The sequence below is a fragment of the Nocardioides sp. B-3 genome (assembly GCF_024703895.1).
Taxonomy (GTDB): Bacteria; Actinomycetota; Actinomycetes; order Propionibacteriales; family Nocardioidaceae; genus Nocardioides.
In genome coordinates, this window is record NZ_CP087968.1 from 1,716,909 (window position 1) to 1,737,639 (window position 20,731).

General features: G+C 69.6%; 10 protein-coding genes, 2 tRNA genes and 9 pseudogenes. 7 read left to right on the forward strand and 14 right to left on the reverse strand.

Translation table 11 applies throughout. The annotated features are described in order from the left end of the window. Positions 1 to 11: 11 nt before the first annotated feature. Together LP418_RS33175 and LP418_RS11345 are read right to left on the reverse strand one after the other, a co-directional pair. Positions 12 to 320, reverse strand: a pseudogene (locus LP418_RS33175) (SURF1 family cytochrome oxidase biogenesis protein); the annotation flags it as partial. 116 nt (positions 321 to 436) lie between these two features. After that, positions 437 to 1,390, reverse strand: coding sequence for a hypothetical protein (locus LP418_RS11345; RefSeq protein WP_257956346.1), 954 nt, complete (start codon positions 1,388 to 1,390; stop codon positions 437 to 439). Positions 1,391 to 1,492: 102 nt separating this feature from the next. On the opposite strand from LP418_RS11345, the gene LP418_RS11350 reads away from it, so the two are divergent. Further along, entirely contained in the window at positions 1,493 to 2,461 is a 969-nt protein-coding gene (locus LP418_RS11350; protein ID WP_257956347.1) for an AAA family ATPase, read from the forward strand. Then, positions 2,358 to 3,830 (forward strand): DUF58 domain-containing protein, encoded by a 1,473-nt coding sequence (locus LP418_RS11355; protein ID WP_257956348.1) that lies wholly within the window; start codon positions 2,358 to 2,360, stop codon positions 3,828 to 3,830. Before LP418_RS11350 ends, LP418_RS11355 begins: the two co-directional genes overlap by 104 nt. A gap of 508 nt (positions 3,831 to 4,338) precedes the next feature. Here LP418_RS11355 and LP418_RS11360 read toward each other — a convergent pair. Continuing rightward, positions 4,339 to 4,464 (reverse strand): hypothetical protein, encoded by a 126-nt coding sequence (locus LP418_RS11360; protein WP_257956349.1) that lies wholly within the window; start codon positions 4,462 to 4,464, stop codon positions 4,339 to 4,341. A gap of 188 nt (positions 4,465 to 4,652) precedes the next feature. Here LP418_RS11360 and LP418_RS11365 point away from each other — a divergent pair, with 188 nt between their 5' ends. The 4 genes and pseudogenes from LP418_RS11365 (at position 4,653) to LP418_RS11380 (ending at position 8,108) form a co-directional block, all read left to right on the forward strand. Beyond that, complete coding sequence (locus tag LP418_RS11365; RefSeq protein WP_257956350.1) at positions 4,653 to 5,972, forward strand: transglutaminase-like domain-containing protein; 1,320 nt, start codon at positions 4,653 to 4,655, stop codon at positions 5,970 to 5,972. Between the two features lie 340 nt (positions 5,973 to 6,312). Further along, positions 6,313 to 6,477, forward strand: a pseudogene (locus LP418_RS11370) (PfkB family carbohydrate kinase); the annotation flags it as partial. Between the two features lie 121 nt (positions 6,478 to 6,598). Beyond that, positions 6,599 to 7,192 (forward strand): PfkB family carbohydrate kinase, encoded by a 594-nt coding sequence (locus tag LP418_RS11375; protein WP_257957001.1) that lies wholly within the window; start codon positions 6,599 to 6,601, stop codon positions 7,190 to 7,192. Beyond that, a pseudogene (locus tag LP418_RS11380) lies at positions 7,189 to 8,108 on the forward strand (pseudouridine-5'-phosphate glycosidase). The gene LP418_RS11375 and the pseudogene LP418_RS11380 overlap by 4 nt, the downstream one beginning before the upstream one ends. 116 nt (positions 8,109 to 8,224) lie before the next feature. Here the strand turns inward: LP418_RS11380 and LP418_RS11385 are convergent. From LP418_RS11385 to dnaA, 11 genes and pseudogenes are all read right to left on the reverse strand, one after another. Next, a tRNA-Ala gene (locus LP418_RS11385) sits at positions 8,225 to 8,297 on the reverse strand. Between the two features lie 24 nt (positions 8,298 to 8,321). Continuing rightward, positions 8,322 to 8,447: a DLW-39 family protein gene (locus tag LP418_RS11390; RefSeq protein ID WP_257956351.1), complete on the reverse strand. Its 126-nt coding sequence runs from the start codon at positions 8,445 to 8,447 to the stop codon at positions 8,322 to 8,324. Positions 8,448 to 8,482: 35 nt separating this feature from the next. Continuing rightward, positions 8,483 to 8,559: transfer RNA gene (locus LP418_RS11395), tRNA-Ile, on the reverse strand. A 79-nt stretch (positions 8,560 to 8,638) separates the two neighbouring features. Further along, positions 8,639 to 8,965, reverse strand: coding sequence for a DUF3566 domain-containing protein (locus LP418_RS11400; protein WP_257956352.1), 327 nt, complete (start codon positions 8,963 to 8,965; stop codon positions 8,639 to 8,641). Between the two features lie 192 nt (positions 8,966 to 9,157). Then, a pseudogene (gyrA, locus tag LP418_RS33180) lies at positions 9,158 to 11,861 on the reverse strand (DNA gyrase subunit A). Positions 11,862 to 11,917: 56 nt separating this feature from the next. Next, a pseudogene (gyrB, locus tag LP418_RS11410) lies at positions 11,918 to 14,031 on the reverse strand (DNA topoisomerase (ATP-hydrolyzing) subunit B). 206 nt (positions 14,032 to 14,237) lie between these two features. Further along, positions 14,238 to 14,777 carry a DUF721 domain-containing protein gene (locus tag LP418_RS11415; RefSeq protein WP_257956353.1) on the reverse strand — a complete coding sequence of 180 codons (540 nt, stop codon included), beginning with the start codon at positions 14,775 to 14,777 and terminating at the stop codon, positions 14,238 to 14,240. Then, positions 14,770 to 15,908, reverse strand: a pseudogene (gene recF / locus LP418_RS11420) (DNA replication/repair protein RecF). The gene LP418_RS11415 and the pseudogene recF overlap by 8 nt, the downstream one beginning before the upstream one ends. A 7-nt stretch (positions 15,909 to 15,915) precedes the next feature. Next, a pseudogene (gene gnd, locus LP418_RS11425) lies at positions 15,916 to 16,894 on the reverse strand (phosphogluconate dehydrogenase (NAD(+)-dependent, decarboxylating)). 122 nt (positions 16,895 to 17,016) lie between these two features. Further along, positions 17,017 to 18,153 (reverse strand): annotated as a pseudogene (gene dnaN / locus LP418_RS33185) (DNA polymerase III subunit beta). A 378-nt stretch (positions 18,154 to 18,531) separates the two neighbouring features. Next, a pseudogene (dnaA, locus tag LP418_RS11445) lies at positions 18,532 to 20,054 on the reverse strand (chromosomal replication initiator protein DnaA). 526 nt (positions 20,055 to 20,580) lie between these two features. On the opposite strand from dnaA, the gene rpmH reads away from it, so the two are divergent. Next, entirely contained in the window at positions 20,581 to 20,718 is a 138-nt protein-coding gene (gene rpmH, locus LP418_RS11450) for a 50S ribosomal protein L34 (protein ID WP_257956356.1), read from the forward strand. The last annotated feature ends 13 nt before the right edge of the window (positions 20,719 to 20,731 follow it).

Below are 20,731 nucleotides of genomic sequence, written 5' to 3' on the forward strand. Positions count from 1 at the left end.
TCGGCACGAGTGAGCCGTCGGGGAGCGGTCGTCCACCCGACCACGACCGGGATCGCGGAGTCCGTCGCAGAGCCCACCGCGAGCGGCACGACCAGCCAGAGCCCGTCGCGACCGGCGTGCTCGCGACCGGAGACGTAGAACGCGCCGTCGCTCAACCACGAGCCCCGGATCGTCACCGGTCGCCCGACGTCCGCGCCGGGGAACGGGTCGTCCGGCCCCATCACGTCGGTCAGCGGCTCCGGAGCCAGCTGCGTCAGGTCCCGGGCTTCCGCCTCGCGGCGGTCCTGCCGGAGCCTGCAGCTGCCACCAGCCGAGGGCACCCGCGATCGACACCGGGACGAGAGCGAGCGCGGTGGGAGCAAGCAGACGCTTCACAGGCCGGTGGGCTCTTCCATCGGCGTGACCTCGTTGCAGACCGCGAACGGCAGCAGGTCGGTCAGGGTCGCGGTCGCGGCGGCGACGGGCGCGGCCACGTCGTAGCCGATGCGCCCGGTCGACGGGTCGACCACGGGCTTCGCGAACGCGTCGGTGAAGCCGATCGAGCCCACGGTCGGAAAGGCGGCAGCCGGAGTCGGACCGGGCGAACAGGTCGGAACGACCGGGGCCGAGCCGGGCGGTGGCCACGCCGTCGGCGAAGCTCACCGAGAACACATCCAGCGGGTCGAGGGCGCTCGGGTCGTGCTTGCTCACCACGGCCTCCCCGGTCCTCGATGTCGGCGTCCGGCCCGAGCGCGGTGCCCAGCGGCACGCACCCGACGCGGTAGTACGTCGACTCGGCGGGAGTGTCACTGGCCGGGTCGGCGACGCCCTCGATCGTGCCCCACGACTCCTCATCCTTCGTCGCCATACCGACCGAGACGAGGTGCCGCTCGGGGTCGACGACCGCGCCGGAGAGCCCGGCGACACCGTCCTGCACTGCCCGCTCCACCGGCGCGAGGTCGAGGTCCGGCCGGAAGCCGAGGATCCAACCGGGACCGGACGGGGTGGTGAAGTGCGCCTCCCAGTCGACGTCGTCCCGGGTGAAGCCGTAGTCGAGCATCAGCCGCGAGTTCTCCGCGAGCAGCATCCCCTCGGTGAGCAGCACGCTCTCGCGGCGCGCGCGCTCCCAGTAGCCCGTGCGGTCGCTCATCAGGTCGTCGCTCGTCAGGTCGGGCACGCCCAGCGTCGCGCGGGACTCGTCGAAGTCGGTGATGGTCACCACGGTCGCGTCGGCGGGGACCAGCGTCAGCGCCGACTGTCCGGCGGCGACGTCGTCCCTCGGGTCGTACGGCGACAGCGTGACCGCCGGCTCGGGAGGCAGCTCCTGCGCCCGCAGCTCGGGATCGCCGCACCCCGCAAGGACCGCGAGCGCGACAGCACCCGGGACCGGCAACGAGCGCGGGAAATTCACGCGGCGAGTCTGCCACTCGGCGTACGCACGACGTGACCCCGCGTACCCTTCGACTCGATCGAGATCGCACTGGCGATCGCGCGCGAGAGGGCCAAGAGACACATGACTGCCACGACTGGCACCGCACCCGGTTCGGACACGGCAACCACCGGTTCCCTCACCGCCGAACAGGCGACCCGGTTCGCGTCCGCCTTCTCCTCCATGGCCGACAACATCGGCCTCGCCGTGCTCGGCAAGGACCACGTCGTCCGGCTCGCGCTGACCTGCCTGCTCTCCGAAGGCCACCTGCTCCTCGAGGACCTGCCCGGGACCGGCAAGACCATGCTGGCCCGCGCCCTGTCCAACACGATCGAGGGCACGCACGCGCGGATCCAGTTCACCCCCGACCTGCTGCCGACCGACGTCACCGGCGTCACGGTCTACGACCAGCACAAGGGCACCTTCGACTTCCACCGGGGCCCGATCTTCCACGACATCGTGCTCGCCGACGAGATCAACCGCGCCTCGCCCAAGACGCAGGCCGCGCTGCTCGAGGTGATGGAGGAGGGACACGTCACCGTCGACGGCATCACCCACGACGTGCCGCACCCCTTCATGGTGATCGCCACCCAGAACCCCATCGAGCAGGCCGGCACCTACCGCCTGCCCGAGGCGCAGCTCGACCGCTTCCTGATGAAGACCTCCGTCGGCTACCCCGACGCCGACGCCACGGAGGAGCTCCTCCTCGGCTCGGCCGTGCGCGACCGCGCCTCGCTGGTCACGCCCGTCGCCAGCCGGCAGGTCGTCACCGACCTCACGCGTCTTGCCGGTGAGGTGTACGTCGACCGCGCGGTCGTGCGCTACGTCCGCCAGCTCGCCGAGGCGAGCCGAGAGCTCCAGCACGTCAAGATGGGCCTGTCCGCCCGTGGCTGCCCGGCCCCCGGTCCGGGTCGCCAAGACTCGGGCGGCCGCCGACGGCCGCACCACCGTGCTGCCCTCGGACATCACGACCCCCGGCCTCCCCGGTGCTGTGCCACCGGCTGCTGCTCGACCCGCAGGCGCAGTTCAGCGGCGTCTCGGTCGACGACGTGATCGAGCGGCTCCCGGGCTCCGTCGAGCCCCCGACCGCGCGCGACTGACCGTGTTGACCCGGCTGGCGCGAGGGGTTCGCTCTCTCCTCCGTGTGCCGACCGCGACCGGTCGTGCGGTGATCGCGCTCGCCCTGACGGCGTGGTCGGTCTCGGCCTCCACCGAGATCGTCGAGCTGCGCCTCGTCGCGCTGATGTGTGCGTTGGCGGTGCTGCTGGCGATTCCGTGGCTGCTGATCCCGATGCGCGTGCGCGCCGCCGTGTCCCTGCGTCCGCCCCGCGCGATGGCCGGCGACCGGGTCGACATCACCCTGTCGGCGGTCAACGACGGACAGCTCTCGCTGTGGCAGCCGCTGGTGAACCTCCCGGTCGGTGATCGCGACTCGTGGTTGCGGATGCCCACCCTGACGCCCGGCGTGCGCGCTGGTCATGACGTGGTCGTCGACGACCTGTCGCGCGGCGTGCACGACGTCGGTCCGGCGATCGCCGTACGCACCGATCCGTTGGGGTTGCTGCGCAAGACCGTGCGCTGGTGCGAGCCCGTCGAGCTCTACGTCCGGCCACGGATGGCGTTGCTCTCGACCCTCGGCTCCGGGCAGGTGCGCGACCTCGAGGGCGTGCCGAGCGACCGCGTCTCGATGAGCGACTCGGCGTTCCACGCGTTGCGGGAGTACGTCCCCGGCGACGACCTGCGCCACGTGCACTGGCGCTCATCGGCGCGGGCGGGCGAGCTGCTGGTGCGGCAGTACCACGACACCGGGCAACCACGCGACCGTCGTCCTCGACCCGACGCCGGACGCCTATCTCACCGACGAGGAGTACGAGCTCGGCGTCTCCGTCGCCGCGTCGCTGGTCATGTGCGCCGCGCGCGAGGAGTACGACGTCAGCCTGCTCAGTGGCCGCGAGCAGGTCACCTCGCTGCCCGCCGGTGCGGTGCTCGACGCCACCTGCCGGGTGCAGCGCGAGACCGACGCCGAGCCGCTGCCCGCCGAGATCCACCGCGCGATCCTGCTCGCGCCGGAGACGAGCCTGCTGTTCGTGGTCACCGGAGCGGCCGGGGCCGAGCTCGACGACGTCGCCGCGGCGATGCTGATGGTGCCCGCCGAGACCCGGTGCGTGGTGCTGCGGGCCGCGCCCGGCGAGCCGCCGATCGTGCTGCGCCAGCACGGCCACGAGCTGATCGCGGTGGGTTCGCTGGCCGAGCTCCCCGGCGTGATGGCGGCGTCATGAACGAGCGAAGCGAGCGAGATCATCCAACACAGTGTGTCCGGTGCCTCATGCGCGCACGGAGCGAAGCGAGTACGCGCATGAGCTCCGTGCACGGCCGCTGCCGCGCTACGCGGGGATCGACCTCGTCGCGATCGTGGTGCTGACCGCGATCGCGATCAGCGGCTTCTGGCCGACGTTCGCCGGCTACCGCTGGCTGGTCGTGGCGGGCGTGGGCACGGCGATCGGGATGGGCTGGGCGCTGCTGGTCATCACCGTGCGGCTCGGGATGGACATCGTCCCGGAGTCCATGGTCGTGCCCTACCTCCTCACGGCCGGGGGCTTCGCGCTGGGGGCGGCCGGGCTGTTCCCGGGCATCCCCGACGCCGAGGTGCTCAACCGGATCCTGTCCGGCACCGCCACCTCGTGGCGCACGCTGGTGGAGACCGCGCCGCCGGTCGACAGTGCGGGTGCGGTGCTCCTGATCCCCTACGCGCTCACCTATTTCCTGTGTTGTACGGCGACCGCGCTGGCGCTGCGCAGCAGGCGCGCCGCGCTGCCCGTGCTGCCGCTGTTCGTGATGCTGGTGCTGGTGCTGTTCCTCGGCTTCGCGCAGGCCTTCTCCGTGGTCGCCCGGGGCGTGGCGTTCGGTGGCGTGGCGCTGGCCCGGATCGGTCACCGCGGCATGCGGATCGAGGCCGGGCGCAAGGCCGACCCGAGCCCGGGCGTGGTGCCCGTCGGTCGCGTGGTCTCGGCCCTGCTGGTCGTCGGCGTGGTCGCGGCGGCGACGCTCCCCTTCATCGACTCGATCGCCCCCGACCGCCGCCTCGTGCTCCGCGAGGCGGTGACGCCCTACGACTCGGCGTACGTCGAGACGCCCCTGTCGGCCTTCCGCCGCTTCCGCGACCGGGGCCCGGGCGTCTACAACAACCCGGCAGACACCAAGCTCTTCCCGCGTCCGCGGCGCCGCGGGCGGCGAGCGCGTGCGGGTGGCGGTGCTCGACCGCTACGACGGCACCCGCTGGTATGCCGCCAACGACACCAGCGCGACCGACTTCTCCGACCGCTACCTGCGGGTCTCGTCGCGCATCGACAACCCGGCGCCCGGCGAGGAGAAGCTCTTCACGTTCTTCATCCGCAACCGGTGGGACCTGCCGTGGGTGCCGACGATCGGGGCGATGCAGGCGTTCGAGTTCTACGACGACTACGCCAGCGACCGGCTGCCCGACCTGCGCTACAACCGCGCCACCGACACCGCGCTGCTGCCCGGTGGGCTCGACGTCCGCGAGGACTACGTCATCTCGGCCATCCCCGTCGCCGACCGGTTGAGCGAGAAGAACAAGCCGTGGCCCACCCCGGACACCGAGCTCCGGGACGCCGCGGCCTTCCTCGACATCCCGGCCCGGGCCCGGTCGCTGGGCGCGAAGACCGACATGCAGGCCGTCTTCAAGATCGCCGAGCGCCTGCGCCTGCGCGGGCGCTACAGCGACGGCGCCTTCGGCTGGGAGCGCGAGTTCGAGGCCGGCCGGGACTCGATCCGCCTCGACGAAGGGTTCGTCAACGCTCCGGCGATGGTCGGCAACGACGAGCAGTACGCCGCCACGATGGCGCTCCTCGCCAACCGGCTCGGCGTCCCGGCTCGCGTCGCGATCGGCACCGAGCTGGCCAAGAACGGCGTCATCAAGGGCAAGCACCTCGACGCGTGGGTCGAGATCCGGGTGGCCGACGGGTCCCGGCGGGTGCTGGAGACCTCCGAGTTCATGGGGCACCGCGCACCGAAGCGCGACGACGTGAGGCTGACGCCGGTCCGGCTGCCCCCCGAGCGGCAGGACGAGCCGCGGCCATCGGAGCAGGAACAACCCGACGAGCAGCGCGAGCTCGAGGAGCAGCCGCAGCAGGACGAGGCGGACGAGCCACTGCCGCGGTGGCCGCTCTTCCTGCTGATCCCCGCGTCGTTCGCGGCGATCCCGGTCGCCAAGGGCGTACGCCGCCGGCGCCGGCGCTCCGCCGCGCTTGCCTCGACCGCCTATCTCGGCGGCTGGGAGGAGCTTCTCGACACGGCGCGAGATCTCGGCATCGCCGTACCCCCCCCGGCGAGCACGCGGCCCGCCCGGGCGCGCGCCCCGGGCATCTCGCCGAGGCTCGCCCGCGAGGCGGACGTCGCGGTGTTCACGCCGACCGAGCCGGTCCCGGCCGGGCCCTACTGGGACCGCATCGACGAGCAGCGCCGACGCCTCGCCTCCCGGGCCCCCGGCTGGCGGATCGCGCTCGCGCCCCTGAACCCCGCGTCGCTCTTCCGCCGTCGCTGAGGGGCCGGTCCATCTCCATGTAACCGGCGTTTACCTCAACTGAACGGCCGTTGGGTGGGCCGTTCAGTACTTGTAAACGCCGGTTACATGAGCAAGGCTTGCTTATCGCACTAAGCACCCTTTACTCTCATTAGGTGCTGACCGACCGCGAACAACAGATCCTCGACCTGCTGCGCCGTGACCCCCTGATGGGTTCGGGAGGCACTCGCCTCGGCCCTCGGCACCACCCGCGCCTCGATCAACGTGCACCTGTCCAACCCTGGGCAAGAAGGGCGCGATCCTCGGTCGCGGCTACGTGCTGGCCGAGAGCCCCGGGGCAGTCGTGATCGGCGGCGCCAACATGGACCTCAAGGCGCGCAGCCACGCCCGCGCGACCAGCCGCACCAGCAACCCCGGCCACGGCTCGATGGCGCCGGGCGGGGTGGCGCGCAACATTGCGGAGAACCTCGGCCGCCTCGGCAACCGCGTGCACCTCGTCAGTGTCGTCGGCCGCGACCCGCTGGGGGAGAACCTCCTGAGCCACACCGCGGCGGCCGGGGTGCGGATCGAGCACGTCGCCCGCACGGGACCGTCCCACCGGCACCTACACCGCCGTCCTCGACGCCGACGGCGAGCTGATCGTCGCGATCGCCGACATGGAGGCCACCGCCGAGCTCGGCCCCGAGCAGCTCCAGTCCGCGCGCGACGTGATCGCGAGCGCCGGCGTCGTGGTCATCGACGGCAACCTCGGCCGCGAGGCGCTCGAGCACGCGCTCGACCTGTCCGGTGGCGTCCGCACGATCTTCGAGCCGGTGAGCGTGCCCAAGGCCGCGGGCCTCAAGGACGCTCTCGACGGCCGGGTCCACGCCGTCACGCCCAACCGCGACGAGCTCGCGGCGCTCACCGACCTGCCGACTCGCACGGACAAGCAGGTGCGTACGGCGGCGGGTGCCCTGCACCGTCGCGGCATCGAGCTCGTGTGGATCCGGCTCGGTGATCGCGGCTCGCTCCTCAGCAGTGGCGACGGAGTGGTCGAGATCCCCGCCGTACCCACCACCGTCGAGGACGTCACCGGCGCCGGCGACGCGATGCTCGCCGCCTTCTGCCACGTCCTCCTCGACGGCGGCACCCCCGAACAGGCCGCCCGCTTCGGGCACGCGGCCGCGGCACTCACGATCGCCAGCCCCCACACCGTCCGCCCCGACCTCACCCCTCAACTGATCAAGAAGGCACTCTCATGACCACCCCGCACCCCTCCCTCCAGCTCACCGACGAGGTCGCCCGGGCCCCGGCCGACGGCGCGCCCGTGGTGGCCCTCGAGAGCACGATCATCAGCCACGGCATGCCCTACCCGCAGAACGTCGAGATGGCGACCGAGGTCGAGCGCATCATCCGCGAGGGCGGCGCCGTCCCCGCGACGATCGCGGTCCTCGGCGGGGTGCCGAAGATCGGCCTCGACGCCGACGCCCTCGAGCTGCTCGCGACCAGTCCCGATGTCGCCAAGGTCAGCGTCCGCGACCTGCCCTACGTCATCTCCCGCGGCACCCACGGTGCCACCACCGTGCCGCGACCATGCGGCTGGCCGCGCTGGCGGGCATCAGCGTCTTCGTCACCGGCGGGCTCGGCGGCGTACACCGCGGTGCCCCGGAGTCCTTCGACATCTCCGCCGACCTGACCGAGCTGTCGCTGACCGACGTCGCCGTCGTCTCGGCCGGCGTGAAGTCGATCCTCGACATCGCCCTGACGCTGGAGACGCTGGAGACGCTGCACGTGCCGGTGCTGGCCTACGGCACCGACGAGTTCCCCGCGTTCTTCTCGCGGTCGAGCGGTCACCGGTCGCCGATGCGCGTGGACAGCCCGACCGAGGTGGCCGCGTTCATGCAGGCGAAGTGGGACCTCGGGATCGCCGGCGGCGTCTCCGTGGTCAACCCCATCCGCGCCGACGACGAGATCCCCGCGTCCGAGATGGACTCCGTCATCGCCCGGGCGATCAAGGACATGGACGCGGCCAGCGTGCACGGCAAGGAAGCCACCCCGTTCCTGCTCGGCCGGATCGTCGAGATCACCGGCGGCGCGAGCCTGAAGGCCAACATCGCGCTGGTGAACAACAACGCGCGCCCGGGCGCCGAGGTCGCCGTGGCCTACGCCGCCCTCTGATCCTCACAACGTCCGACGAGGCGGCTTCCCGGACGACCAGACCGTCGGACGTCCCGCTCAACGTCCGACGAAGCGGCGCCCGCCAGTCCGGTGGGCGCCGTGGGATGACGATTCGGTGGAGCCTAGGGGACTCGAACCCCTAACCCCCTCGTTGCAAACGAGGTGCGCTACCAATTGCGCCAAGGCCCCCGGGACGGTCGCCCGCCCGGTGCGTCAGGACTTGTGGACGGTGTCCGTCGCCTCGGCCCACAGCGCCTGCTCGGTCTTGCCCGCGTTGATCTTCTTCTGCGCGAAGGCGGCGCCGGCTGCGGCCAGCAGGACGAGGATGAGCTTCTTCATGGCAGACACCTTAGAAGGGGGCGGGGTGCAGGGGGTGGTGGGCCTAAGAGGACTTGAACCTCTGACCTCTTCCTTATCAGGGAAGCGCTCTAACCGTCTGAGCTATAGGCCCGGTGCCGCTTGCGCGACGTGGTCGCCCGAGGGCGACCGAGGGGGAACATTACCGCACGCCTGAGCGGGGCAACAAAACGTCAGCGCTCGTCCTCGGCCAGCGTCACTTCGATGCCACCGAGCAGGGCCGCAGCCATGTTGTAGAGGAACGCGGTGAGGGTCGCGATCGCCGTCAACAAGATCACGTCGATGATGCTGACGAGCAGCGTGAAGCCCGGGACGCGGCCCATGCCGAGGTAGTTGGTGACGTCGAAGTCGGAGCTGTTGGAGTCGCCCTCCACCACGCTGGCGACGGTGGCGTTGATGGAGTCCCACACGCCGGCCGCGCCGAGCACCGACCACACCATGAAGACCGCCACGAACGTCACGACACCGAAGGCGACCGACAGCAGGAACGACGTCTTCATGACGCTCCACGGGTCGATCCGGGTCAGCCGCAGGCGCGCGCAGCGCGGCGACTTGCCGGCAGGCTTCGCCGTACGGCGCCCCTGCTTGCTCGTCCCGGCGACGGCGTTGGCACGGTGCTCCGTCGCGGCGTTGGACAGGGTCGCTCTGGATGCGCTCGGTGAGCGGTGTGCGCGCGTCGGTGTCAGACATGATCACTCCTCAGCGTCAACGTCGGGACTCTCGATTGTTGCACCGTCGACCACATCCGGCGATTCGACAACCTCGGTGGCCGCCGGGGCCTCGGGTGCCTCGACGCCTTCGACGGCGGCCTGCTCGGCCTCCTCCTCGTCGCGAGCCTCGACCGAACGAGCGACCACAGCGACGGCGTCGCCGGACTTCGGGCTGACGAACTTCACGCCCCGGGTCGAGCGGCCGGTGGCACGGAAGTGCTCGTTGATCGGGCTGCGCACGACCCGGCCGGCCCTGGGTGATCGAGAGGATCTCGTCGCCCTCCTCGACGATGAACGCGCCGACGAGGCCACCGCGGTCCTCGTTGGTCAGGGTCATCGCCTTGATGCCGAGCCCACCGCGACCGGTGGTGCGGTATTCGGTGATCCGCGAGCGCTTGGCAAAGCCACCGTCGGTCATGGTGAAGACGTACTGCTCCTTCACCTCGTTCACCTCGTCGGCGTCCTTCGCGTCGGCGGCCGCTTCCTCGGCCGCGACTCGGGCGGCCCGGATCACTCGACATCGACAGCACCGAGTCGTCACCCTTGAACTTCATGCCGGTGACACCGGAGGTGGCGCGGCCCATCGGGCGCAGCTGACCGTCGTCGGCCTTGAAGCGGATCGCTCGGCCGCGACGCGAGACCAGCAGGATGTCGTCGTCGCCGTTGACCAGCTCGGCGCCGATCAGGGCGTCGTCGTCCTCACGGAAGTTGATCGCGATGACGCCGGCCCGGCGCGGGCTGTTGTAGTCACCGAGGCGGGTCTTCTTGACCGGGCCGTTGCGGGGTCGCGAGCACGAGGTAGGGGGCCTGCTCGTAGTCGCGGATCGCGAGCACTCGGGCGATGTCCTCGTCGGGCTGGAACGACAGCAGGCCGGCCACGTGGCCGCCCTTCGCGTCGCGCGCGGCCTCGGGCAGGTTGTAGGCCTTCGTGCGGTAGACCCGACCGGCCGTGGTGAAGAACAGCAGCCAGTGGTGGTTGGTGGTCGAGATGAAGTGCTCGACCACGTCGTCGCCGCGAGTGTCGCGCCGCGCACGCCCTTGCCGCCGCGCTTCTGGGTGCGGTACTGGCTGGCGAGGGTGCGCTTGGCGTAGCCGCCGCGCGTGATGGAGACGACGAGCTCCTCGTCGGGGATCAGGTCCTCCATCGACAGGTCGCCGTCGGCCGCGATGATCTGCGAGCGGCGGTCGGTGCCGTACTTCGCGACGATCTCGGAGAGCTCCTCGATGATGATCTGACGCTGGCGCGGCTCGTTGGCGAGGATGTCCTCGAGGTCGGCAATCTCGAGCTCGATCTTGGCGAGCTCGTCCATGATCTTCTGGCGCTCGAGGGCGGCCAGCCAGCGCAGCTGCATCTCGAGGATGGCGTTGGCCCGGATCTCGTCGATGTCGAGCAGCCCGATCAGCCCGGTGCGGGCCTCGTCGACGTCGGGGGAGCGGCGGATCAGCGCGATGACCTCGTCGAGCGCGTCGAGCGCCTTCGCGAGACCGCGGTAGATGTGCGCGCTTCTCGGCCTCGGCGAGGCGGTAGCGGGTCCGGCGCTGGATGACCTCGACTCGGTGCGCGACCCAGTTGCTGATGAACTGGTCGATCGTCAGGGTGCGCGGGACGTAGTCGACCAGCGCGAGCATGTTGGCCGAGAAGTTGGTCTGCAGCTCGGTGTGCTTGAAGAGGTTGTTGAGCACGACGCGTGCGACCGCGTCCCGCTTGAGCACGATCACGAGCCGCTGGCCGGTGCGCGAGCTGGTGTCGTCACGCACGTCGGCGATGCCCCGGATGCGACCGGAGTCGGCGAGCTCGGCGATCTTCAGCGCGAGGTTGTCCGGGTTGACCATGTAGGGCAGCTCGGAGATGACCGAGCAGGTGCGGCCCTTGGCGTCCTCGTCGATCTCGACGACCGCGCGCTGCGTGATCGAGCCGCGACCGGTGCGGTAGGCCTGCTCGATGCCCCCGGCGACCGACGATGAGCGAGCCCATCGGGAAGTCCGGCCCCTTGATCCGCTCGATCAGGGCGTCCTGCAGCTCCTCGCGAGTCGCGTCGGGGTGCTCGAGCGCCCAGATCGCTCCCTCGGAGACCTCGCGCAGGTTGTGCGGCGGGATGTTGGTCGCCATACCGACCGCGATGCCGGCCGAACCGTTGACCAGCAGGTTGGGGAACCGTGCGGGCAGGATGGTCGGCTCCCGGGAGCGGCCGTCGTAGTTGGGCTGGAAGTTGACGGTGTCTTCGTCGATCTCGCGGACCATGTCCATGGCCAGCGGCGCCATCCGGCACTCGGTGTAACGCATGGCGGCGGCGGAGTCGTTGCCCGGCGAACCGAAGTTGCCCCGGCCGTTGATCAGCGGAGCCCGCATGACCCACGGCTGCGCGAGGCGGACCATGGTGTCGTAGATGGCCGTGTCGCCGTGGGGGTGGTACTGACCCATGACGTCACCGACGACGCGCGAGCACTTGGAGAAGCCGCGGTCGGGGCGGTAGCCACCGTCGTACATCGCGTAGAGGATGCGCCGGTGCACGGGCTTGAGGCCGTCGCGCACATCGGGCAGGGCGCGACCGACGATGACCGCCATGGCGTAGTCGATGTAGCTGCGCTGCATCGAGACCTGCAGGTCGATGGGCTCGATCCGCCCGCCGGGACCGTGGTCGATCCCGTCGCCGTCACCGAGGAGGTTGCTGGTGCCTTCAGTCATGTGTCCGTGTGTCTCTCTCGTCGAATCTAGGAGAATCTAGGAAGTTGTTTAGAAACCTAGATATCGAGGAATCGAACGTCCTTGGCATTTCTCTGGATGAAGGAGCGGCGCTGCTCGACGTCCTCGCCCATCAGGATCGAGAAGATCTCGTCGGCCCGGGCGGCGTCCTCCAGCGTGACCTGCAGCAGGATCCGGTGGGCCGGGTCCATCGTGGTCTCCCAGAGCTCGTCGGCGTTCATCTCGCCCAGACCCTTGTAGCGCTGGACCGGGTTCTCCTTGGGCAGCTTCTTGCCCTGCTCGAGGCCGTCGCGCATCAACGCGTCGCGCTCGGCGTCGGAGTAGACGAACTCGTGCTCGGCCGGCTTGTTCCAGCGCAGGCGGTAGAGCGGGGGCTGGGCCATGTAGACGTAGCCGTGCTCGATCAGCGGCTTCATGAACCGGAACAGCAGCGTCAGCAGCAGCGTGTTGATGTGGTGGCCGTCGACATCGGCATCGGCCATCAGCACGATCTTGTGGTAGCGCAGCTTGTCGGAGTTGAACTCCTCGTGGATGCCGGTGCCCAGTGCGGAGATGATCGACTGGACCTCGGTGTTGGCGAGCACCTTGTCGATGCGGGCCTTCTCGACGTTGAGGATCTTGCCGCGGATCGGGAGGATCGCCTGCACGCGCGGGTCGCGGCCCTGACGGGCGGAGCCGCCGGCCGAGTCACCCTCGACGATGAAGACCTCGCACTCGGCCGGGTTGGTCGACTGGCAGTCGCTGAGCTTGCCGGGCAGGCCACCGCCGCCGAGCAGGCCCTTGCGGCCACGCGCCAGCTCGCGCGCCTTGCGGGCGGCGATGCGTGCGGTCGCCGCGGCTTCGGGACTTGCGGACGATGTCCTTGCCCTCGGCGGGGTTCTGCTCGAACCAGGGCGCCCAGCTGGTCGTTGACGATGCGCTGGGTGAAGCCCTTGGCCTCGGTGTTGCCGAGCTTGGTCTTCGTCTGGCCCTCGAACTGCGGCTCCTCCATCTTGATCGAGATGATGGCGGTGAGACCCTCGCGGATGTCGTCGCCGGAGACGCGGTCCTCCTTCTTCTTGATCTGGCCCCACTCCTCGCCCCAGTGGTTGACCGGGGAGGTGAGCGCCGAGCGGAAGCCCTCCTCGTGGGTGCCGCCCTCGTGGGTGTTGATCGCGTTGGCGAAGGTGTGGACCGACTCGGTGTAGGAGGTGTTCCACTGCATCGCGACCTCGAGGCTCATGTGCGCGCCGGTCGACTCCGGGCTCTCGGCCTCGAAGGAGATGATCGTCGGGTTGGCCTTGTCCTTGCGGCGGTTGAGGTGCTCGACGTAGTCGACGAGGCCGCGGTCGTACTTGAAGACCCGCTCGAGGCCCGCGTCGGTCTTCTTGATCGCATCCGAGGTGGCCCGGTCGACGGAGGCGTCGATCGTGCCGTCCTCCACCGCGTCGGCGATGTCGTCGGCGTGCGCGCGCTCGTCGCGTACGACGATCTCGAGGCCCTTGTTGAGGAAGGCCATCTCGCGGAAGCGGTTGGTGATGGTCTCGAGGTTGTAGGTCGTGGTCTCGAAGGTGTCCTCGGAGGCCCACCACGTCACCGTGGTGCCGGTGCGCTCACCGGGCTCCATCGGGCGGACCTGCTCCAGCTCGGCCCGGGGCACTCCGTGCACGAAGCTCTGGCGCCACAGGTGGCCACGGTTGCGCACCTCGACGATCAGCAGCCTCGACAGCGCGTTGACCACCGAGACGCCGACACCGTGCAGACCGCCGGAGACCTTGTAGCCGCCGCCACCGAACTTGCCACCCGCGTGCAGCAGCGTCAGCGCCATCGTCACGGCCGGCATGTCGGCGCCGGGGGCGGTGTCGGTGGGGATGCCGCGACCGTTGTCCTCGACTCGGACGCTGCCGTCCTCCTGCAGCGTGACCACGATCCGGTCGCAGTAGCCGGCCATCGCCTCGTCGACCGCGTTGTCCACGATCTCCCAGATGAGGTGGTGCAGACCGCGCTCGCCGGTGGAGCCGATGTACATGCCGGGCCGCTTGCGCACGGCCTCAAGACCCTCGAGGACTCGGATGGCGGAGGCGTCGTACTCGACACCATTGGGCTGCTCGGGGACTCGGGCGTCGCTCACGCAAACCTCTTCTGCTGGCTCCCCCGAGGGGGTGCGGGACATAGACGAAGGTCGTGACTGATTCAGTTCACGACCCAACGCCTGAGTCTAGCCGCCAGAGGCCCAGAATCCACGCACCACCCGTGGGAACGGGGGATCTGTGGATGAAATGGGCCCCTTTGCGTCCCGGAGAGGGCAGAACGGAGCGCCGAACAGGGGGGCGGTGGAGTCCCCATACGTCCGGGCGCCCCTCAGATCGGTAGATCGCCCTACCCGTAGGTGTCCCTCGGCCCCCGGCCGTCGCGGGTGGTGAAACGGCCCTTCTTCCAGTTCGGCAGGTGCGGTCCCCGGATGTCGATCACGGTCACGATCCCGTCGCCGAGCTCGACGTTGAGGCGCTTGACGATGGTCGGGGTGAGCAGCTTGAGCTGGGTCGCCCGGGCGGTCGAGTCGGTGCGCACGATCAGCCGCGTCTCGGCCAGCGACTCCGGCGTGCAGTGCGATGCGACCTCCTCGCCGACCAGCTCGGCCCAGCGGCCGAACACCGCCTGCACGCGCAGGTCCAGCTCCCAGCCGTGCTGGCTGATCATCCGCTTCATCGCCGAGTCCAGCAGCTGCGGGTCACGGTCGTCCGGGTGCGCGCCGGACGATTTCAGGGACCGTGCAGGCGACGGAAGTCCCCGCCCGTACGGCGTCGCGGCGCCTTGCCCGGCCCCGAGCCGGCCGCCTTTCGCGCCGAGCGGGCGTAGTCGAGGCCGTCGTCTCGGTGGCCCTCGTCGGGGGCGTCGTCCGGGGGTCTCGTCAGACATCGCGGCGTACCTCACCGTCGGCCACGATGAACCGGATCCCCTGCAGGGACTGCGGCACGTCCGCGGCCACGGCCGCCGTGACCCGGGACCTGCTCGGCGCCGGCCACGAGCTCGGCGAGCTGGGCGCGACGCTCGGAGTCGAGCTCGGCGAACACGTCGTCCAGCACCGGGATCGGGTCGTCGCCGTCGGCCCTGAGCAGGTCGTAGGACGCCAGCCGCATCGCCAGTGCGAACGACCACGACTCCCCGTGCGAGGCATAGCCCTTGACCGGCAGCCTGAGGTCGCCGTTGCCCGGGGTCAGCACCAGCTCGTCGCGGTGCGGGCCGACCGGGGAGATGCCACGGTCGAGCTCGTCCTTGCGGCGGCGCTCGAGCTCGGCGAGGAGATGAGCCTCGAGCTGCGTCTTGTCGTCGGGAAGGTCGAAGGACGCCTTGTAGTCGATCTCGGCGTCGTCGCGACTGGCGCCGCGGGCCACGGCCTCATAGGCCTTGCCGAGGTAGGGGCGCAGCTCGTCGACCGCGGCGCAACCGGGCCGCGAGCAGCTCGGCCCCGACACTGGCGAGCTGCAGGTCCCAGACCGCCAATGTCGACAGGGCGGTTTCACGTGAATCACCCCGGGCGAGCCCGGCCGTCTTGAGCAGGCTGTTGCGTTGCTTGAGCACCCGGTCGTAGTCGGAACGCACGCCGGCCGGGCGCGGGGCGCGCAGGATCAGCAGGTCGTCGAGGAACTTGCGTCGGTCCGACGGGTCGCCCTTGACCAGAGTCAGGTCGTCGGGGGCGAAGACGACGGTGCGCACGACGCCGATCAGCTCGCGCGGCCGGGGGAGCGGCGACTTGTTGATCCGGGCCCGGTTGGCGCGGCCCGGGTTGAGCTCGACCTCGAGGATCGCGGTGCGGCCGCTGCGCACGACTGCGGCGCGGATCAGCGCCCGGTCGCATCCGGCCTTGACCAGCGGAGCGTCCGACGCAACGCGGTGCGAGGACAGGCGCGAGAGGTAGTCGATCGCCTCGACGAGATTGGTCTTGCCCCGGCCGTTGCGTCCGATGAACGCCGTCGCACCCGGCTCCAGCTCGACGTCGAGGTCGGCATACGAGCGGAAGTTGTGCAGGGTCAGGTGCGCGACGTGCAAGAGAGGTCTAGCTCTCCCCGGCTTCGTGCCCGGAGCCCGCACCGGCCTGCTGGGCTGCCGCCGACTGGTCGGGGGCGCCCTGTTCGACAGCAGCATCGCCACCCGCAGGCGCGGCCGTCTTCACGGCGTGCCCGCCGAACTGGTTGCGCATCGCGGCTATCGCCTTCATCGTCGGCGAGTCGTCCCGGCGGGAGACGAAGCGGGCGTAGAGCGCCGCGGTGATGGCGGGCGTGGCGACGGCGTTCTCGATGCCGGCCTCGACCGTCCATCGACCCTCTCCCGAGTCCTCGGCGTAGCCGGCGATCTGGGACAGGCCCGGGTCCTCGTCGAGTGCGTTGACCATCAGGTCGAGCAGCCACGAGCGGATGACGGTGCCCTCGCGCCGGGAGCGGAAGACCTCGGTGACGTTGTCGGTGAGCTCGGCCTTCTCCAGCAGCTCCCAGCCCTCGGCGTAGGCCTGCATGATGGCGTACTCGATGCCGTTGTGGACCATCTTCGAGAAGTGCCCGGCCCCGACCTTTCCGGCGTGTACGGCGCCGAAGTCGCCCTCGGGCTTCAGGGTGTCGAAGGCGAACTGCACCTTCGCGATGTCGGCCGCGTCACCGCCGTACATCAGGGCATAGCCGTTCTCGAGACCCCAGACGCCGCCGGAGACTCCGCAGTCGACGTAGCCGATGCCCCGGTCCTTGAGCGACTCGGCGTTGGCCGGGTCGTCGGTCCAGCGCGAGTTGCCGCCGTCGACGATCACGTCGCCCTCGGAGAGCAGGCCGCCGAGCTCCGCGACGGTCTGCCGTGTCGGGTCACCGGCCGGGACCATCACCCACACGACCTTGGGGGAGGGCAGCTTCTCGACCATCTCGGCGAGCGAGGCGACGTCGCTGACGTCGGGGTTGCAGGTCGTAGCCGACGACCGTGTGGCCGCCGCGGCGCAACCGCTCGCGCATGTTGCCACCCATTTTGCCGAGCCCGACGAGTCCGATGTCCATGTCGTGAGCCTAGCCGCGTCCGAGGAACGAGGACACGGCGTGGCGAGGGAGGTTGAGCGAGGCCTGCGACCGAGGAACGAGGTCGCAAGGACGCGCCGAAACCCGTGACCGCGCCTGACTCATCAGCTGAGCAAGCGGCGCGGCATCAGCAGGTAGCGGAACGAGTCGGTCTCGCCGCCGTCAGTGCTCGAGATGACGACCGGCTTGCTGGCCCGGGTGAAGGCGAGGTCGATGTACTCGCCGTCGAGGGCGGTCAGGCCGTCGAGCAGGAACTGCGGGTTGAACCCGGTCGTCAGGTCGTCCCCGTTGATCTCGGCCTCGATGACCTCGGTCGCCTGCGCCTCGTCACCGGTGCCGGCATCGAGGACGAGCTGGTTGTCGGCGAACTTGAGCTGGACCGCGGTGTTGCGCTCGGCCACGAGGGCGACGCGCTTGACCGTCTCGATCAGATCGTCCTTCTTCACCTTGGCGACCGTGAGGTGCTCGCTCGGGAACAGCGATCGCACCTTGGGGAACTCGCCGTCGAGGAGTCGGGTGGTCGTACGGCGCAGGCCGCCGAGGCCACTGCCCTCGAACCCGATCAGGCCCTCGCCGCCGTCGCCGGAGCTCAACGCGATGGTGACCTCGGAGCCGGAGGTCAGTGACTTGGCCGTGTCGCCGAGCACCTTGGCGGGGACCAGGGGCGGCCACGGACGCGTCGGGGGTCTGCGGGTTCCAGGGTCAGCTCACGGTGCGAGAGACGGAAGCGGTCGGTGGCCAGCAGCGACATGGTCGAGCCGTCGATCTCGATCCGCACGCCGGTCAGGACGGGCAGCATGTCGTCGCGGCCGGCGGCGGTGACTGCCCTGGGCGACGGCGTGCGCGAAGTCGTTGCTGGACACGGTGCCGGTCGCGGCCGGCATCTGCGGGAGCTTGGGGTAGTCATCGACCGGCATCGTCTGCAGGCTGAAGCGGGCCGAGCCACAGGTCAGTGAGACGCGCGGACCGTCGAGCTGCATCTCGATCGGCTTGGCGGGCAGGCTGCGACAGATGTCGGCCAACAGGCGACCGCTGACCGGGGCACTGCCCTCGTCGCTGACCTCGGCCGTGAGGTCAGCACGGGCGGAGGTCTCGTAGTCAAAGGTGGAGAGCACCAGACCGGCATCGCTGGCCTCGATGAGCAGGCCGGCGAGGACGGGTGAACTGGGACGAACCGGAAGGCTGCGAGCAGCCCGGGCAACGGCATCGGCGAAGACGTCGCGTTCGACGCGGAACTTCACTTCGGGCTCCTCTGGGGACGTGCTGTTGGTCGGTCAGCTGGGTCGCACGGACGCGCGGATTGTGAATCCTGCCATGGCTGAGAGGCGAATCGGGTGGCTAGCCCCCGGTTGTCCCCGTGCAAGGCCTCGTTCAGTGGTTCCCGGGATTCATTCCGGTTACAGGTACATAGGAGTAATAGCGTCTGTGGAAACTGTGGACAACTTCTGTTTGTGCAGGTCAGCGCGCTCGATCGGAGTGCACAGGGGGTGTGCGCCACGCTGTTCACCAGCGGGGCGCCCTGTGCAGAGGACTCGGACCCCTGTGGTTCGGTCCCCGCAACGCACAGGGCCTGTGGATGACACGCGGGTCTGAATCACACGTCCTCCACAGATTTGGATTCAGGCTTGACGCGCCTGGACCTTCAAACGGTTGGTGAGCTCGGAGACCTGGTTGAACACCGCGCGACGCTCCGCGAGCAGTTGCCGGATCTTGCGGTCGGCGTACATCACCGTCGTGTGGTCGCGATTGCCGAACTCGGCGCCGATCTTCGGCAGCGACAGCTCGGTGAGCTCATGACACAGGTACATCCCGATCTGGCGGGCCATCACGAGGTGGCGCCCGCGGCTCGGGCCGGTGAGGTCCTCGATCGAGACCCCGAAGTAGGCGGCCGTCTGGGCGATGATCAGTCCCGGCGTGATCTCCGGCTCCGCACCCTCAGGGATCAGGTCGCGCAGCACGATCTCGGCCGGGCTCATGTCGACGTCCCGGCGATTGAGGTTGGCGAAGGCGGTGACCCGGATCAGGGCTCCCTCGAGCTCACGGATGTTGGTCTGGATCTTGGAGGCGATGAACTCGAGCACGTCCGGCGGCGCGGTGAGCCGGTCCATCGCTGCCTTCTTGCGCAGGATCGCGATCCGGGTCTCCAGCTCGGGTGGCTGGACATCGGTGATGAGGCCCCATTCAGAACCGGTTGCGCAGTCGCTCCTCGAGCGCCTCGAGCTTCTTGGGCGCCCGGGTCTGAGGTGAGCACGATCTGCTTGTTGGCGTTGTGGAGCGTGTTGAAGGTGTGGAAGAACTCCTCCTGCGTCTGGGTCTTGCCCTGCAGGAACTGGATGTCGTCGATCAGCAACACGTCGACGTCGCGGTAGCGACGCTTGAACCGGTCCTGCCGGTCGTCGCGCACCGCGTTGATGAACTCGTTGGTGAACTCTTCGCTCGAGACGTAGCGGACCTTCGCGTTGGTGTAGAGGCTGCGCACGTAGTGACCGATGGCGTGCAGCAGGTGGGTCTTGCCGAGACCGGACTCTCCGTAGACGAGCAGCGGGTTGTAGGCCTTGCCCGGTGCCTCGGACACAGCGACCGCGGCCGCGTGCGGGAACCGGTTGGACGAGCCGATGACGAAGGTCTCGAACGTGTACTTGGGATTGAGCCCGGTCTCGAGCGCCGAGTGCGCACGCCGATCCGCGGACGGCTCGGGCGCGAGCGTGTCGCTTGCGGGTGGCGCGGCGGGACTGGAGGTGGCGATCAGGCCGGGCGGCGTGCCGTCGTCCATGACTCTATTTGTCGACATGTCGCTTGATGGACTTGTCTCTTCATGGATGTGTGTCTGGGGAGACCGGTCCTCGAGCGACGGGTTCACACTCACGGCCAGCCGGATCTCGCGGCCGAAGGACTCGCTGAGCGCATCCTCGAGCTGGGCGCGCAGCCGGCCCTCGAGCTGACCACGAGTGAAGTCGTTGGGCACCGCGATGATCGCCGTGCTCTCGTGCAGCGTCACCGGCTCGCTCGCGCGCAACCACGCCCGCTGGTTGGGCTGGAGGTCATGGACGATGGCTCGCCAGACGGTTCCGAGGTCTTGCCCCCGGTCTGGGGCGTGGTCGCGTCCCCGGGTGTTGGCGTGCTCGTTGGCGTGGTCGTCCACCGGCCTACCTCTCCTGCGTCTGGTTGTTCGGCCTGCCGTTGGGTGCGTCGTCGTCCACAGAGTTGTCCACAGTCTGTGAACCACTGGCACTCGGAGGTGACACGGGGTCACACCGCGCATTGCTCGCCCTGTTGAGCACACCCTATGTGTGCAGGTCAGAGCGCAGATGGGCAGACTGGCGACCGACCCCCTGCGACCCGAGAACCACCGTCACACCAGCGGTTCCGAGAACCCCGGTGCAGCGCAACCTAACAACCAGCGAAACGCCTCGGCAAGCCGTCATCCACAGGCTGGCCCGTTGTGGCACAGTCCTGAGTTTGACCCTGATTCGCCAGCGCGTACCGTTGGCCGGTCACTCCGTGTCGACGGGTGCCGCATGTCCACGACTCCGTGCCCCAGCCGGGTGCACGCGGTGGGTGGGCGGTGCCGGCCGAAGAGCCAAGTACGGCGACCACTCTGTTCGCCGTACGCACCTTCCCGCCTGTGGAGTGGACACCCCAAGAGAAACTGCATCGGAGAGAAGCTCGTGAGCAAGCGTACGTACCAGCCGAACAACCGTCGTCGTCACAAGGTGCACGGTTTCCGCCTGCGCATGCGCACCCGCGCCGGCCGCTCGATCCTGTCGGCACGTCGCCGCAAGGGCCGCAACAGCCCGGCCGTCTGACGGCTGCGCCTGC